This is a genomic window from Paenibacillus kribbensis (assembly GCF_001705305.1).
Taxonomy (GTDB): Bacteria; Bacillota; Bacilli; order Paenibacillales; family Paenibacillaceae; genus Paenibacillus; species Paenibacillus kribbensis_B.
The window spans coordinates 317553-332235 of the sequence record NZ_MCBP01000003.1 but is presented as its reverse complement, the minus strand read 5'-3'; the positions used below and the strand labels follow the sequence as shown (position 1 = coordinate 332235).

Below are 14683 nucleotides of genomic sequence, written 5' to 3'. Positions count from 1 at the left end.
TCCTGTCTACAGTTCAGGATTTGCACAATCCCTATGTATCCGATTGTTACCGCAGATTTTGTATTGCAGGATGTTCACACATCTTATTCAAGGATCTTGAAAAATCCCTATTCATAAGCATTTACCGGAATGGACAATCGGATTTGTGTTCCCTCTCCGATTCGACTAGAAATATCAAATTCGCCTCCCATCGATTGAGCTAAATATTCCATATTCATCATGCCCAGGCCCCCGCCTGCACTGACCACCTCACCTCCTGCTACCATTCTCGCCGTCTCAAACCCTACTCCGTCGTCATGAATAGACAGTCTAATCACTTGGGGCGTCAATTTTAACTTCACATCAATTCGTTTGGCCAATCCATGCCGGATTGCGTTCCCCGCCGCTTCGGAAATGATGCGGAACAAAGCCTTTTGATACAAATACGGAAGAGAATAATGATCACCATGAATATCAAAGTCAATTTGTACATGGTTCAGCTTGGAGAGCGTATGCAGATGGCTTTTCACCGTCCCTAACCAGGTTGAGCCTCCGCTTTTTTTCGAGCTTAGGCTATGAATTGCCCCTTTCAGCTCCCTGACCGCTTGGTTGGCCGATTGCTGAATTAGCTCGATTTGCTCCTCCACCTGCTCCTTAGGCTGATGACACCAGGTTTGCCGGAGAGAATGCGTTGCGTACACAATGCCAAACAGACTTTGTGACACATTATCATGCATCTCATTCGCAATCCGATTTTGCTCGTTCCTTACAATCAGCTGATTTTCAACACGTTCCAACTCGTAGCGCTCCAGAAACACCGCACTCAGCTCGGCCAAGAAAATCAGTTGCTGCACAAGCCAGCGTCTTCCTGTCAAACTTTGATCCGGACCCAGTTGAAGACCGATCGTCGCCACAAAACGGGTCGTCATAGGTACTGTGATCATCAGAAAATCACCCCATTCCGGCAGGTGTTTGAAAAATGGCTCGCGCTCTTCCCTGAATTCCTCCCGATAATTCCCCAGCACTTCGAACAGTTGCTCCTCTTCCTCTACCGTCCAGCCTGTCTGACTGCTTTCCGGCGCATCCTCCTCCTGACTATCCAGCCAGAAAAATGCACGGCTCTGCTTCGTCAGCTTAACGGTATAGTCCGAGATCACCTGCCCCAGATTCAACGCCTCATTGTGACTGGTCGTCTCCATGATGTGGTAAATCGACTTGATATGATCCATCGTCTCGTTGGCTTGTTCCTTTGCCACCTTCAGTTCGTCTTTCATGACTCCGATAACCTGCATTGCCATGGTGGTTACGATCAGTACCAAAAACAAATTGATGTTCTGCAGTACAAGATCCCATAAAAAATATTGACCTGGTGTAAAAAAGATATAACAAAATGTGAGTACCAAGCCGATATAAGAAAGGAGAAGAGTCCAACTGTACCTCATAGATAGGTGGGCACAAGCCACCAACATAGGGGTAATGACATACCATTTGAACGGACTATCCATCCCTCCCGTCGGGAACAGCAACAAAATAATCCCTGCGGTTTCTAACGCAATACTGCATTTCAATACCATATCATGAAGTCTGTACTTTCGGTAAATCCAAGTAAATACTGTAACGGATAAAAATAGAAACACAATCAATAATAGCTTATGCCACACGATTAATCTAGATTGTTCGAACAGAAAAACAAGTGATGTTAAAGATAGTGATACATAACGGTACAAAAAAATCATTTTGTCTTCTGCTGACTTCTTCAACTTCATCCTGTCACCCTATTCTGTGTTTTGAAGGGACGATGGGCGTATTGGGTTTGTTTGTGTACTATAAAAAAATCATAACCAATCCAAAAATAAATAACAAGACATAAACTCTAACGTAAACGGTTACATTCTAAAAAATTTGGTACTTTTTATAATATATCTACCGTTTCAGGAAAACATTTTCGGGGTAATGTCAGAGTTTGTGACGTTTGTCAAGGACATAAATTACATTTTAACCAAACTAAAAAGGGACTTGCTGGTACCACCGTGATTATAACAGCGGTATTCAGCAAGTCCTTTTTTAATAAACTGGGTGGGGCTGTATTAGCCCCCAGCGCGTGCCAATTCACGCATATTGGCTTCAAACGCTGCCAACAGAGCTTCATCCCCGCTCAGACCAGTTGCCTCTTCTTTTTGTATCTGTTCCATCATACGCTTATAGTCCTTTGGAATCACCCGAACAAACTGCTGAACCGCAATCTGCCAGTCATCCAAAATACGTTGTCCTGCTTCACTGCCCGTATAAGTGACATGGCGCTGAATCAAGCCGCGCAGCTCCGCTGCTTCCGCAGGGTCTTCCATGCCTTCCAGCAACACCATTTCCAGATTACAGCGGTTCAGGAACGTTCCCTCAGGATCATAGACATATGCAATCCCTCCAGACATCCCGGCTCCAAAATTCCGTCCGGTTCCGCCCAGTACAACTACACGCCCGCCCGTCATATATTCGCAGCCATGATCGCCGACACCCTCGACAACAATACGTGCCCCGGAGTTCCGAACGGCAAAGCGTTCTCCAGCAATTCCGCTAATGTAAGCTTCCCCGCTGGTCGCCCCATACAAGGCTGTATTTCCAATAATAATGTTCTCTTCAGCCTTAAAGGTCGCTTTGTGAGATTTTCTCACAATAACCTTACCGCCAGATAACCCTTTACCGACGTAGTCATTGCTGTCGCCTTCCACACTTAGCGTGATACCTTTCGGAATAAATGCCCCGAAGCTCTGACCTGCCGATCCAACGAAGTTAAAGCGAATGGTATCTTCAGGCAGACCTGCTGCGCCATACTTACGAGTGACCTCGCTGCCCAGAATTGTACCTACCGCCCGATTCACGTTCGTTATAGGCAGGTTCCCCTCTACAGGCGTTCCGTTCGCCAGTGCCTCCGCAGCCATCGGTACGAGCTTCTGCATATCAAGCGTTTCTTCCAGGCCGTGATTTTGGCGTTGTACACGGTAACGCACGCTTCCGTCTTCCAGCTCAGGAGCATGCAGCAGCAAGCTCAGATCTACGCCCTTCTTCTTCCAGTGCGAATCGGCGTTCACGGTATCCAGACAATCCGTGCGCCCAATCATTTCCTGAATCGTGCGGAAGCCCAGCTCCGCCATAATTTCACGGACATCTTCTGCGATAAAACGCATAAAATTCACCACATGGGCAGGATCTCCCATATAATTTTTGCGCAGCTCCGGATTCTGCGTAGCCACACCAACCGGACATGTATCCATTTGGCATACCCGCATCATAATACAGCCCAATGCCACGAGTGGCGCTGTAGAAAAACCATATTCTTCTGCACCCAGCAGGGCAGCTACCACCAAATCGCGGCCAGACAGCATCTTGCCGTCTGTCTCCAGCACCACGCGGTCGCGCAGGTTATTCAGCATCAGCGTCTGATGCGTTTCGGCCAGACCCAGCTCCCAAGGCATCCCCGCATGACGGATGGAGCCTTGCGGAGAAGCACCTGTGCCGCCATCGTAGCCGCTGACCAGAATAATGTCAGCGCGGCCTTTAGCTACCCCCGTAGCTATCGTGCCGACGCCTACCTCTGACACCAGCTTCACGTTAATATCAGCACGCGGGTTAGCGTTTTTGAGATCGTAGATCAGCTCCGCCAAATCCTCGATTGAATAAATATCGTGATGCGGCGGTGGCGAAATCAAGCCTACACCTGGAGTAGAACCACGTACCTCGGCGACCCAAGGGTACACTTTGCGTCCCGGCAACTGTCCGCCTTCGCCCGGCTTCGCGCCTTGCGCCATTTTGATCTGAATTTCGTCGGCATTCACCAGGTAATTCGACGTTACACCGAATCGGCCAGATGCTACCTGCTTGATCGAACTGCGACGCGAATCGCCATTGGCATCCGGTATGAAACGTGCAGGGTTCTCCCCTCCCTCACCCGTGTTGCTCTTCCCGCCGATACGGTTCATTGCAATCGCCATATCTTCATGGGCTTCCTGGCTAATGGAGCCGAAAGACATAGCTCCTGTTTTAAAACGACGCATTATGGATGCAGCGGATTCCACTTCATCCAGCGGTACAGGCTCACCGACAGACTTCAGTTGAAGCATAGAGCGGATCGTCAAATACTGTTCAGATTCACCCTGCACCAGCTTGGCGTATTTCTTGTAAAGCTCGTAGTCTCCCGAACGAACGGATTGCTGGAGCAAATGTACCGTTTGCGGGTTAAACAAATGCTCTTCCCCGTCGTTACGCCATTGGTATTCGCCGCCCGAATCCAGCACCTTGTCGTTGCCGTCCTTGTCGGTAAAAGCACGGTTATGGTGGGCCAACGCTTCCGTAGTCACTTCCTCCAGACCAATACCGCCAATGCGGGAAGGCGTCCAGGTAAAGTAACGGTCAACAAAATCCTGCTTCAGACCTACAGCCTCGAAAATTTGGGCTCCACGGTAGGATTGAATCGTGGAAATACCCATTTTGGACAATATTTTTACGACACCCTTGGTAGCTGCCTTAATATAATTTTTAACTGCTTTTTCGTGCGAAATGCCGCGCAGCAAGCCCTGCTGAATCATGACATCCAGCGTTTCAAAAGCCAGATACGGGTTAACCGCGCTCACGCCGTAGCCAAGCAGCACCGCATAATGGTGAACATCTCTTGGCTCTCCGGACTCCAGCAAAATGCTTACACGTGTGCGTGTACCCTGTTTGATCAGATGGTGATGCAGGCTGGAAACAGCCAGCAACGCCGGAATGGCCGCATTGTCTGCATCCACTCCACGGTCAGACAGAATAAGGATGTTATGCCCCTTGTCAATGACACGGTCAGCCGCTTCAAACAGTCCATCCAGTGCCTTACGCAAGCCTTCTGCGCCTTCCTTTGCTTCAAAGAAGATCGGAATCGTCATCGACTTGAAGCCCGGACGGTGTACATGGCGAATTTTGGCAAATTCCTCATTGGACAGCACCGGTGAGTCCAAACGAATCTGACGACAGCTTTCCGGCTCTGGATGCAGCAGATTGCGCTCCGGTCCAATCGTAGTTGCCGTCGACGTTACAATCTCTTCACGAATGGCATCAATCGGCGGATTGGTAACTTGCGCGAACATTTGTTTAAAATAGTTGTACAAACGTTGTGGACGATCAGACAGTACCGCAAGTGGAGCATCGTACCCCATCGATCCGATCGGCTCCGCACCTGTGAGCGCCATCGGCTCCAGCAGCTTGCGCAGTTCTTCAAACGTATATCCAAATGCGAGCTGAAGCTGGTTAACATTTTCGTGCTTCGGCTCCGGCTGTTCCAATGCCTCCGGCAGTTCCTCCAGATCAACCAAATGCTCATCCAGCCATTGCTGATAAGGCTCCTCGGAAGCGATACGTTCTTTCAGCTCTTCGTCAGAAATGATGCGCCCTTCCTGGGTATCCACCAGCAGCATCCGGCCTGGACGGAGACGATCCTTGTACAGCACATTTTCTGGAGCGATATCCAGCACACCCGCCTCTGAAGACAGTGCGATCAGATCATCTTTGGTCACATAGTAACGCGCAGGACGCAGGCCGTTACGGTCCAGAATCGCCCCGATTTGGATACCGTCCGTAAACGCCATCGCTGCCGGCCCGTCCCACGGCTCCATCATGGTACTGTGATATTCATAAAATGCCCGTTTTTTCGGGTCCATCGTCTCATGTTTGTTCCAAGGCTCCGGCACCATCATCATAGCTACATGCGGCAAGGAACGTCCGCTCAGATACAGAAACTCCAGCGTATTATCAAACATGGCTGTATCCGAACCATCCGGGTTAATGACTGGTTTTACCTTCGTGATATCTTCGCCAAACGTATCACTTTCAAACTGTGCCTGACGCGCATGCATCCAGTTCACGTTGCCGCGCATGGTGTTAATTTCACCGTTGTGAATCATAAAACGGTAAGGATGCGCACGATCCCAGCTTGGGAACGTATTCGTACTAAAACGGGAATGGATCAGCGCAATCGCCGATGTCACCCGCTCATCCTGCAAATCCAAATAAAATTTGCCCACCTGCTCGGTTGTCAGCATTCCCTTGTATACAACCTTGCGGCATGACAAGCTCGGAATATAGAATGATTCGCCGTTCTGCTCCTCTTGGTTATAACGAATAGCAAGCTCTGCACGTTTGCGAATGATATACAGCTTCCGTTCAAAGTCCAGCTCTTCCTTCAAATCGCTACTGCGGCCGATGAACACCTGACGCACGCCCGGTTTAGCCGCTTTTGCCGATTTGCCCAGCATTTCGTCATAAGTCGGAACATCGCGGAAGCCCAAGCAATTTTGACCTTCGTCCACGATGATCTCTCTCAGCTTTTGCTCATGTGCCTCACGGACCTTTGGATCATTGGATACAAAAAGCATGCCTACGCCGTAATGTCCGGCCTTTGGCAGCTTGAAGCCCAAGCGCTCCGCTTCCTCTTGAAAAAACAGATGGGGCACCTGAATCATAATCCCCGCTCCGTCGCCGGAGTTTGGTTCACTTCCCTGACCGCCCCGATGTTCCATATTGACGAGCATGGTCAAAGCCTGACTTACAATATCGTGTGATGGTTTTCCCTTGATGTGGGCAACAAAGCCCATGCCGCAGGCGTCTTTTTCGAATTGGGGATCATATAGTCCCTGTTTGGGTGGTAAACCTGTCTGTCTCATGGAACGCAACCTTTCTGTTATAAAGTCATGCTGGCCTGAAATACAGGCGGCCGAATAGAAGACAGTGGCAACAAGAGGTAAATCAAAGAACAACAACGAGGAATGGGGGACAAAACCTATGACGTATTCAAGGCGGTACGGTCCGCCGAATGCGCATGTTTTTCAATAATTATGCAATGGCTTGACTTGAAAAATACGTCGATTCCACTGATGAATCTAATTAGTTCTATCATTTTATCATTGACCTATCATGTTAGCAATTCAAAGTTTTTATAATTGCGATAATAAATCTTTTACATTACAGCATCAACGTATCAATGTAAAAAGATATCATTTTTATGTATAAATATGCATTCAAAAAAACAGCCTCTCCCATTCCCACAAGGAACAGAAAAGGCTGACTGAGCATATCTGATAGAGAGGCTGACGATCGGCGTATGCCCGCAATTCAGGCCATACGAATTAAAATTCGAGACTTTCGCCGGGCTTTAAGGCTTTCCCTTCAATTCCTTCTTTGTGCAGACGGTCACAGAAGGCGTCTCCGTCCTGCTTAATACCCGGGAAGGTATTATAATGCACCGGTATTACGCGGCTTGCACGCAGCCATTTTGCTGCCAGCAGCGCATCCTTCGGTCCCATCGTATAACCATCTCCAATGGGCAGTACCGCAGCATCGATGGAGTTGGTTTCTCCGATAAGACGCATATCGCCAAACAAGCCGGTATCCCCTGCATGGAAAAATGTTTTGCCTCCCATGGTCAATAAAATCCCTGCCGGCTCTCCCATGTATACCGTTTGGCCATCCACCGTCAAAGACGAACTGTGGAACGCAAGCGTGAATTTTACATGGAAGCCGTCAAATTGATGACCACCGCCAAGGTTCATACCGTGAGCTTTGGCTCCCAGGGACGAACAATAGTCAGCCAGTTCCGCCACCGCGATTACAGGACAGTCATTGCGCTTGGCAATTTCAACAGCATCTCCAAAATGATCGGCATGGCCGTGTGTCAATAGCACCGCATCCACCTGAATGTCCTCAGCTTGTACGGTTGCTTTGGGATTACCTGTCAAAAAAGGATCAATAATAATCCGTTTTCCCTCTGCTTCCACCAGCACAACTGAATGTCCGTAATATGTGATTTTCATATCGTCTGCGCCTCCATTTATCACTTTCATTATTTAGGTTACTTTCCTTTATCCATTATACCATTTTATGCATACAAGCTTCACCTGTATGTAAAATACGATCACAAAGATAAGCCCTGCTGTTTAGAAAGAGCTGTTATTTGTAGAAGACTGCCTTTATTTATAAAAGGTATGATGGCCGATTGTTTTCACCTTGGTCTGCGAATGATGAACCGTAAGATCCTGGGCCAACGTAAGCGACAGGAAAAAACAGGTATTATCAGGCACGGCTTTATGGCCGTTCAAAGCAGCGTTAACCGCACGGATGCTGTCCTGATTCGGTTGGACACGACGAAGACGCCCGTTCGCGACCGGACTAAATTGCGCTTTTTGATAAATTACAGCCTGAATCGTATCGGGAAATGAGGCTGACCGCAGCCGGTTTAAGACAACGTTGGCAACTGCCACTTTGCCTTCGTACGGTTCGCCTTCTGCTTCTGCCATCACTATTTTTTGCAGCAGGAGCAGTTCTTTAGCGGAGACAGGATAGCTCCAGGTAGACAACGCCTTGTCATCCTGAGTGAGCATTTTTGTCTTCGTAAAGTAGATGGTTGTAGGAGGGGTTAGGATTGCGGACTTGCTGTGCTGGACATCAGGCTTTTTCGTGCCTGTGGTAACGTTATTCCGAGCTTGTTCCGCCTGCTTCATCTGGGAAGCGGGTAAAGGAGTCGGCATGATTTCTTTCCAGCTTGGCTGCCCATGAGCCGCAACAAAGATGGGGCTTGTCCTGTTTGACCCGTTATGGGTCCCCATCCTGTCGCCATATGAAGGAGCCGTAGAGTTCCCTGACCAGCTCAGAGATTGCATAGATGCATTTTTATGATTTTTCTGTGTTTGCTGAACCTCAGCATAGAGTCCTATCCCCAATATACAAACAAGCAGCACACTCAAAAGAGGTGCAAACCAACGATATTCTTTAACAATTTCCATAATGTTCCTCCCGTTAACTTTAAGCACATTCCTCAGATATGTAACCCAAAATGCGCTTTTTGAATAACGCTGAAACACTATATCACTAAATTAGCTGATAGATCAAGGGTTTCGCCTTAATAATGGGAACGTTTGAATTATTTGGTACATCGGTTTTTGCCCCATTCGAGTTGCATATAAAACAAATTGTTCCACTTCCCACGGCACGGCAATTCGGGCATTTGGCTGCCAAACTGACACCGGAACGGGCTGCTGTCCTGTGTATGAACGAGCTACGGTAATATGGGGCCGATAAGGTCGTTCCTCAGGTTTAAAACCGAGCGGTTCGGTAGCCCGAAGTATGGACTGATACAACCGATCCAGTGACTCCCGCTGCCCGGTAACTCCCCTCCACAATACACGTGGAAATTGCTCCCGGCCAAAAAAGCCTGCTTCTCCAACCCCGAGCGTGAACGGAGCATGCTCGGCTGCAGCCTGATATAAAGCCTGCTCTAGTTTTGGAATATTCGAAGCCGCCACATCGCCCAAAAACTGAAGTGTCACGTGGTAGTCCCTGAAATCACTCCATTTTCGAAAGGACAGATCGTCCAAATCCTGCTCCGCCCATTGGCGCAGCTTCAGCTTATGCTCATCTGGAATGGCAATGGCCGTAAAAAGTCTTTGCGACTGTGTAGTTGATGCCTTTTCCATCCATTTCCGACTCCTTTCCTGCAAGTATATTGACAAGTTGCTGTTTGGGATAACTTACATTTGGATAAAGCCATTTGTTGTTATTTATAGTGACGCTGTTATTTATAGTAACGTTGTCATTTATCGTGACACGGAAAGCTGCTATCTCCCCTACTTTATGCAATTTTTCCGACAATCTGTTATCCTTGAAAGGATGGTTCGCCAGAAGATATTGGAAGCTTCAAGCTCAATCAAAAGTCGAGGAGGCTATGAATCATGGGAAGTATCTTAAGTTTACACCAGCTAACTGAAGAACAAGAAAAGCAAGTTCGTGCAGCAGCTCCGGGCTGCGAGCTGATCATTGGCAAAGCCCAAGAATTAGGGGCTGAACAGATCCGGCAGGCCGAGGTTATTTTAGGCTGGTCCAAGCATATTGCCGAGGAGGCGCTGCATCCGGACAGCAAGCTGAAATGGATACAAACCTGGTCGGCGGGAATTGACAAGCTGCCACTTACCGAGCTGGAAAAGCGCAATATTTTACTTACGAATACCAGTGGCGTACATGCGATTCCGATAACGGAGCAGATTTTCGGCATGCTGCTATCGCATACACGTTATTTGCAGCAAGCAGCTCTCTTGCAGCGTCAGAAAACATGGCAGCCACCGGAAGATCAACTGACGGAATTACGTGGTAAAACGCTACTGATAACAGGTGTTGGCGAAATTGGCCGTGAAACGGCTCGGCTTGCACAAGCCTTTGGCATGCGGGTGATCGGGGTTCGGCGTTCCGGCAAAGATGCTCCCCATGTAGAGCGCATGTACACCAACGAACAATTACACGATGCGTTGGGAGCTGCGGATATCGTGGTGAACATTTTACCGCTCACGGAGGAAACCCGTCACTTCTTTGACGAAAAAGCATTTGCAGCCATGCGTAAAGGAGCTTTCTTCATTAATGTAGGCCGTGGCGGCACCGTCCATACGGATGCGCTTGTACGCTCACTGGAGCAACAGCATATTGCCTTTGCCGGGCTGGACGTATTCGAGAAAGAGCCGCTGTCCGCGTCACATCCACTATGGAGTCTGGACCATGTCCTGATCACACCGCATATTGCAGGTGACACGGATCATTATGCTGAACGGGCGGTAGATATTTTTCTTACCAACTTGAAAGCCTATACTGCTAAGCAGGAGCTGCCGCTGAATCTGGTAAGCTACAAAGCTCAGTATTAACAAAACAACTTACTCACAGACCCATATTTCCCGGCTCAACCCTGTTTTGCGTATGCGACATTGCTCCTTAAGGGTCCAACCTGACTCGGATAGTAATGCTTCCAACGGCTCCGTGCTCACAATCACCGCCCGTGCGGCCAGACGTCTTAAGCTGCGCAGCATCTGCTTTTGTTCATCAGCAGGGAGCACGGAGCACAGGTTATAGGGCATATCCAATATAGCCGCATCGTACGTGCCCTTCACCATATTCATATCCCCGAGCTTCACCAGATCCTCCTCATATCCAAAATGACGTAAATTAACGCGCGCTCCGCGTACCGCCAACGGGTTGATATCATAACCGTGAATCTGTTTCCCCATGCTTAGTGCTTCAATCATCACATTGCCCATGCCGCAGCACGGGTCCAGCAGCTTTAGTCCGTCGGCATGTGCCTCGTGCACTACTGCATGACAAACTGCCAAATTGACAAGCGCCCTGGCTACTAGAACCGGCAATCCCGTAGAATAATTCTGCGGTTTCTGACGGCGCTCCAGCCAGGAACGATCGCTATGCATGCACTGGCCCAGTAACCACCGTTCTCCTGCCCTGATCACGCCCAAAGTGATATCCGGTTCCTTCATTTGCGCCTGTCCCTGAATACGTGCGCCAATCCGACGTTCTATCCCGCGCCGCTCGTCGTAGTCGGCATCATTGTCGCCTTCTTTGAAACACAGTACCTTGAAGGTCTTTCCGTCTTCAAGCTGCAGCGTGGAAGCTGCTTCGCACAGCTCTTCCAGCGTACCTGCATCCACGGCTATATCCAGCCGAAGATGAATAAACGGGCTGGTCCCAGGCTCCAGCCGCCGCTCGGACAACAGGATGGAGTCATGCTCAGGCGGCTGACCGAACAAGCATTTTAATTCCAAAAGGCATAGCTCTCGCTCTGTTTCATGGCACGCATAGGTGTATATGTACCTTTGCTTCGTTTCGTTCGTGTTTATTTCATGTTTGTTCATGTAAAAATCTCTTTTCATTTAGAATGACAGCTATATAAGTTGAACTTGAAAGTTACCTATCGTGCCACTACGCAGACGGATGGTGCTTCCCATCGCCACCGCCCCCGGATTTCCGAAATAAAGCCTATGATCAAGGTAGAAATCCGGGGACAAAAGCGACCGCTTCGCTTGTACAGCACCATTCCGCCTACTCCGTTTTACTTGCACATTTTTTAGTTCAACTTATATAGCATGTACGGCCTCCGCGATCAGACGATAGGAGTCAAGCCGTTGTTCATAATCGGGAATCGGTGTGACCAAGAGGAACTCATCATTATCGTATTCAACCTGCAGGCTATGCAAACGTTCGACAATATCCGATGGTGTTCCCACCAGCCAACTGGCTCGCATTGCCGGATCGCCTAATGTAATTTGTGCAGCCCATTGCTGCGCCTGTTCATTCGTCGAGGCACATACCGCCCCTATAGCAACCATGGTACGCGGCTTGTTCATACGTTTGGATGGCTCAAAGCCGGAACGGTAAATGTTCAGCATATCCACCGTTTGCTGCTCACTCATAAATTGACCGAACACATAGCCCGTCGAATACCGGGCGGCATATTCGGCACTTATACGGTTTGTCCCCAGCATCCACAGGGCTGGCGGCTGTTCAGGCATCGGACGGGCAAATACAGGCACCTGCTCATACTCGTAGGTGCCTTCCAGCAAAGCCAGCAGGGCTTCCATCGTCTGTGGCAGTTCAGCCACATGCTGAAGAAAGTTGCCGCTCAATGCCATTGAAGCATGGGGCCCACCACCAGGTGCTCTCCCAAGGCCCAACTCGACCCTGCCCGGATATAGAGCAGCCAGCAGATGAAACCATTCCGCTACCTTGACCGGACTATAATGCGGGAGCAAAATAGCACCTGCACCCAGTTGGATTGTCTTCGTCATCGCCCCGATATGAGACAGTAGCACTTCCGGGCTGGAGGAAGCCAGCCCCTCCATATCATGGTGCTCCGAGGTCCAATAGCGTGTATACCCCCATCCTTCCGCCCGTCTCGCCAGCTCACCAGCTCGTTGAACCGCCTGCTCCGGACGGTTGCCGGGCAGCAACGGCACCATATCGAGCACACCGAGATTCAACGATTTTATAGATAAAAACCGAAATTGCATAGATATTCCTCCCTCCCTTCTATCAATTACAAACCAGTTCCTTCTACTATATAGGGTTAAAATTCAAGGTCAGTCCAGATCATAAATGGAACCTACCTTCAGGCCATATAACTCATTATAGATTTTTTCAGCAAAAGCGTCGGTCATGCCAGCAATATAGTCGATGACCATATGCTCCCATGTCCAGATCGGTTTCGCCTTGGCCTGGTCGCGCTCATAGCGCTGGAGCCAGTCGGTCGGAATAATGGACTTCGACGTCTCAGGGTCCAGAAAAGCCAGCCATAGCCGTCTGAGCATCCATTCACTTCGTTTTTGCAGCCGCTGTACGCGCAAATCGCGAATCATCGTAACCCAGGCAAAGCTTTTCAGCACACTCACTGTGCGGAGCATATCCAAATCCTCGCTACCCTCCCGTACGAAGGTCACCTTTTTCCAATTCCCGTCATCAATTACACCCAGGCTACTGACAAACAAGCTGACCCAATATGCCTTTACTTCACGACGTGTGCGGGAATAATCGTGTTCACATATCGGCATCTTGCCATTCCATACCTTCAAAAATTCGCTCAGCACTGCTGCTACCTTCTGCTCAATCTGAGCCAGCTGCCAGCCTTGCCAGAAGCTATCCTCCAACGTCGTGATTTTTTCCGTAATCAGACGAATCAAATACGGATCATATAAAAAATGCTCGTGCACCTCAATCTTGCCTGCCTTAATCCCGTCCTCCAGATCATGTGCAGAATAAGCAATATCGTCACACAGGTCCATCAGCTGAGCTTCCAGCGTTTTTTTACCGTCCGGGATTCCCCAATCCTGGCGAATGGAGCGAATGTATTCCCACTCATGCAGGTACATCCCTTTTTTATTCAAAATACCCGGATACGGGTACTTGTTAATCCCCAATAATACAGCGTCCGACAAATTCAGACCGTCCACATTCTCGCGCTTCTCCAAAAACATAATCAGGCGAAAATTGTGCGCATTCCCTTCAAAATGCTCATAGATTTGCCGCTCGCGCGCATAGGCCTGCAACCCCTGCTTGGACTCTGGCGTGAAGCCTCCTGCGGCGGCTATCTTTTCCACCTTCTGCTCAATGAGCTGATCCAAAATCCCGTCCAGCACCTCTTCGCCCTTATGCCCAAATGGTGGATGCCCAAAATCATGTGCAATCGACGCGCATTCCACCACCTCGGAGTCAATGATCAGCCCGGCGTTATCCGCCCGCTCCAGCTCTACCTCAGGATGACGCCGCAGCAAGCTGCGTGCTGCTTCACGCGCAATTTGCGCTACCTCCAGAGAATGCGTCAGCCGTGTACGGTAATAGTCGCCCGTACCTGCACCAAACACCTGTGATTTGCCTTGCAGCCGACGGAATGTCGGTGAATGGATTAATCGGGAGTAATCCCGCTCATACGCTGCCCGTGAAGCGTCGCTTCGTGTTTGTTCCGCAAATTGCCGATGCTCTCTCTTGTTCTGCCATGTCATAAAGCCCACTCCCTACGTACTCAATTGGAGTGATTATACATTTTTTTCACGTCACAGGAAAGCTTACATGACTTTCAACTGTAAAAGTTACTTTTAGCGCCACTGCGCAGTCGGATGGTGCTTCCCATCGCCACCGCCCCCGGATTTCTAGAATAATGCCTATATTAGGGTAGAAATCCGGGGACAAAAGCGACCGCTTCGCTTGTACAACACCATTCCGCCTGCTCCGTTTTCTATATACTTTTTCAGTTCTACTCCAACACGAGAAATATCATACAAAAAAGGTGCTCCCCCGCCATTAGATTCAGGGAACACCTCTTTTCTTCTATTTAAATTGAAGTATATAAGTAAAACTTAAAAAATGC

9 protein-coding genes are annotated in these 14683 nt (G+C 49.1%); 1 reads left to right on the top strand and 8 read right to left on the bottom strand.

Annotation, left to right across the window (positions count from 1 at the left end):
* Positions 1-107 precede the first annotated feature (107 nt).
* The 5 genes from BAZ21_RS07430 to thpR form a co-directional block, all read right to left on the bottom strand.
* A complete protein-coding gene (locus BAZ21_RS07430; protein WP_068498596.1) occupies positions 108-1745 on the bottom strand; it encodes a sensor histidine kinase in 1638 nt (545 codons plus the stop codon).
* Positions 1746-2066: 321 nt separating this feature from the next.
* Positions 2067-6665, bottom strand: coding sequence for a glutamate synthase large subunit (gene gltB, locus BAZ21_RS07425; RefSeq protein ID WP_068498594.1), 4599 nt, complete (start codon positions 6663-6665; stop codon positions 2067-2069).
* A gap of 462 nt (positions 6666-7127) precedes the next feature.
* The gene (locus tag BAZ21_RS07420) at positions 7128-7811 is read right to left on the bottom strand and encodes a metal-dependent hydrolase (RefSeq protein WP_068498592.1); all 684 of its coding nucleotides are present in this window, start codon (positions 7809-7811) and stop codon (positions 7128-7130) included.
* Positions 7812-7967: 156 nt separating this feature from the next.
* Positions 7968-8780 (bottom strand): cell wall hydrolase, encoded by an 813-nt coding sequence (locus tag BAZ21_RS07415; RefSeq protein WP_068498591.1) that lies wholly within the window; start codon positions 8778-8780, stop codon positions 7968-7970.
* Between the two features lie 102 nt (positions 8781-8882).
* Positions 8883-9470 carry an RNA 2',3'-cyclic phosphodiesterase gene (gene thpR, locus BAZ21_RS07410; protein WP_068498589.1) on the bottom strand — a complete coding sequence of 196 codons (588 nt, stop codon included), beginning with the start codon at positions 9468-9470 and terminating at the stop codon, positions 8883-8885.
* 255 nt (positions 9471-9725) lie between these two features.
* Between thpR and BAZ21_RS07405 the strand changes: the two genes are divergently transcribed.
* On the top strand, positions 9726-10682 hold the full coding sequence (locus BAZ21_RS07405) for a D-2-hydroxyacid dehydrogenase (RefSeq protein WP_068498586.1): 957 nt from the start codon (positions 9726-9728) through the stop codon (positions 10680-10682).
* A 9-nt stretch (positions 10683-10691) separates the two neighbouring features.
* Here BAZ21_RS07405 and BAZ21_RS07400 read toward each other — a convergent pair whose 3' ends face one another.
* The 3 genes from BAZ21_RS07400 to BAZ21_RS07390 all read right to left on the bottom strand — a co-directional run bounded on the left by BAZ21_RS07400 (position 10692) and on the right by BAZ21_RS07390 (position 14318).
* Positions 10692-11678: a methyltransferase domain-containing protein gene (locus BAZ21_RS07400; RefSeq protein ID WP_068498584.1), complete on the bottom strand. Its 987-nt coding sequence runs from the start codon at positions 11676-11678 to the stop codon at positions 10692-10694.
* Positions 11679-11900: 222 nt separating this feature from the next.
* Positions 11901-12833 (bottom strand): MsnO8 family LLM class oxidoreductase, encoded by a 933-nt coding sequence (locus tag BAZ21_RS07395; RefSeq protein WP_068498583.1) that lies wholly within the window; start codon positions 12831-12833, stop codon positions 11901-11903.
* Between the two features lie 69 nt (positions 12834-12902).
* Positions 12903-14318, bottom strand: coding sequence for a deoxyguanosinetriphosphate triphosphohydrolase family protein (locus tag BAZ21_RS07390; RefSeq protein WP_068498581.1), 1416 nt, complete (start codon positions 14316-14318; stop codon positions 12903-12905).
* Positions 14319-14683 lie beyond the last annotated feature (365 nt).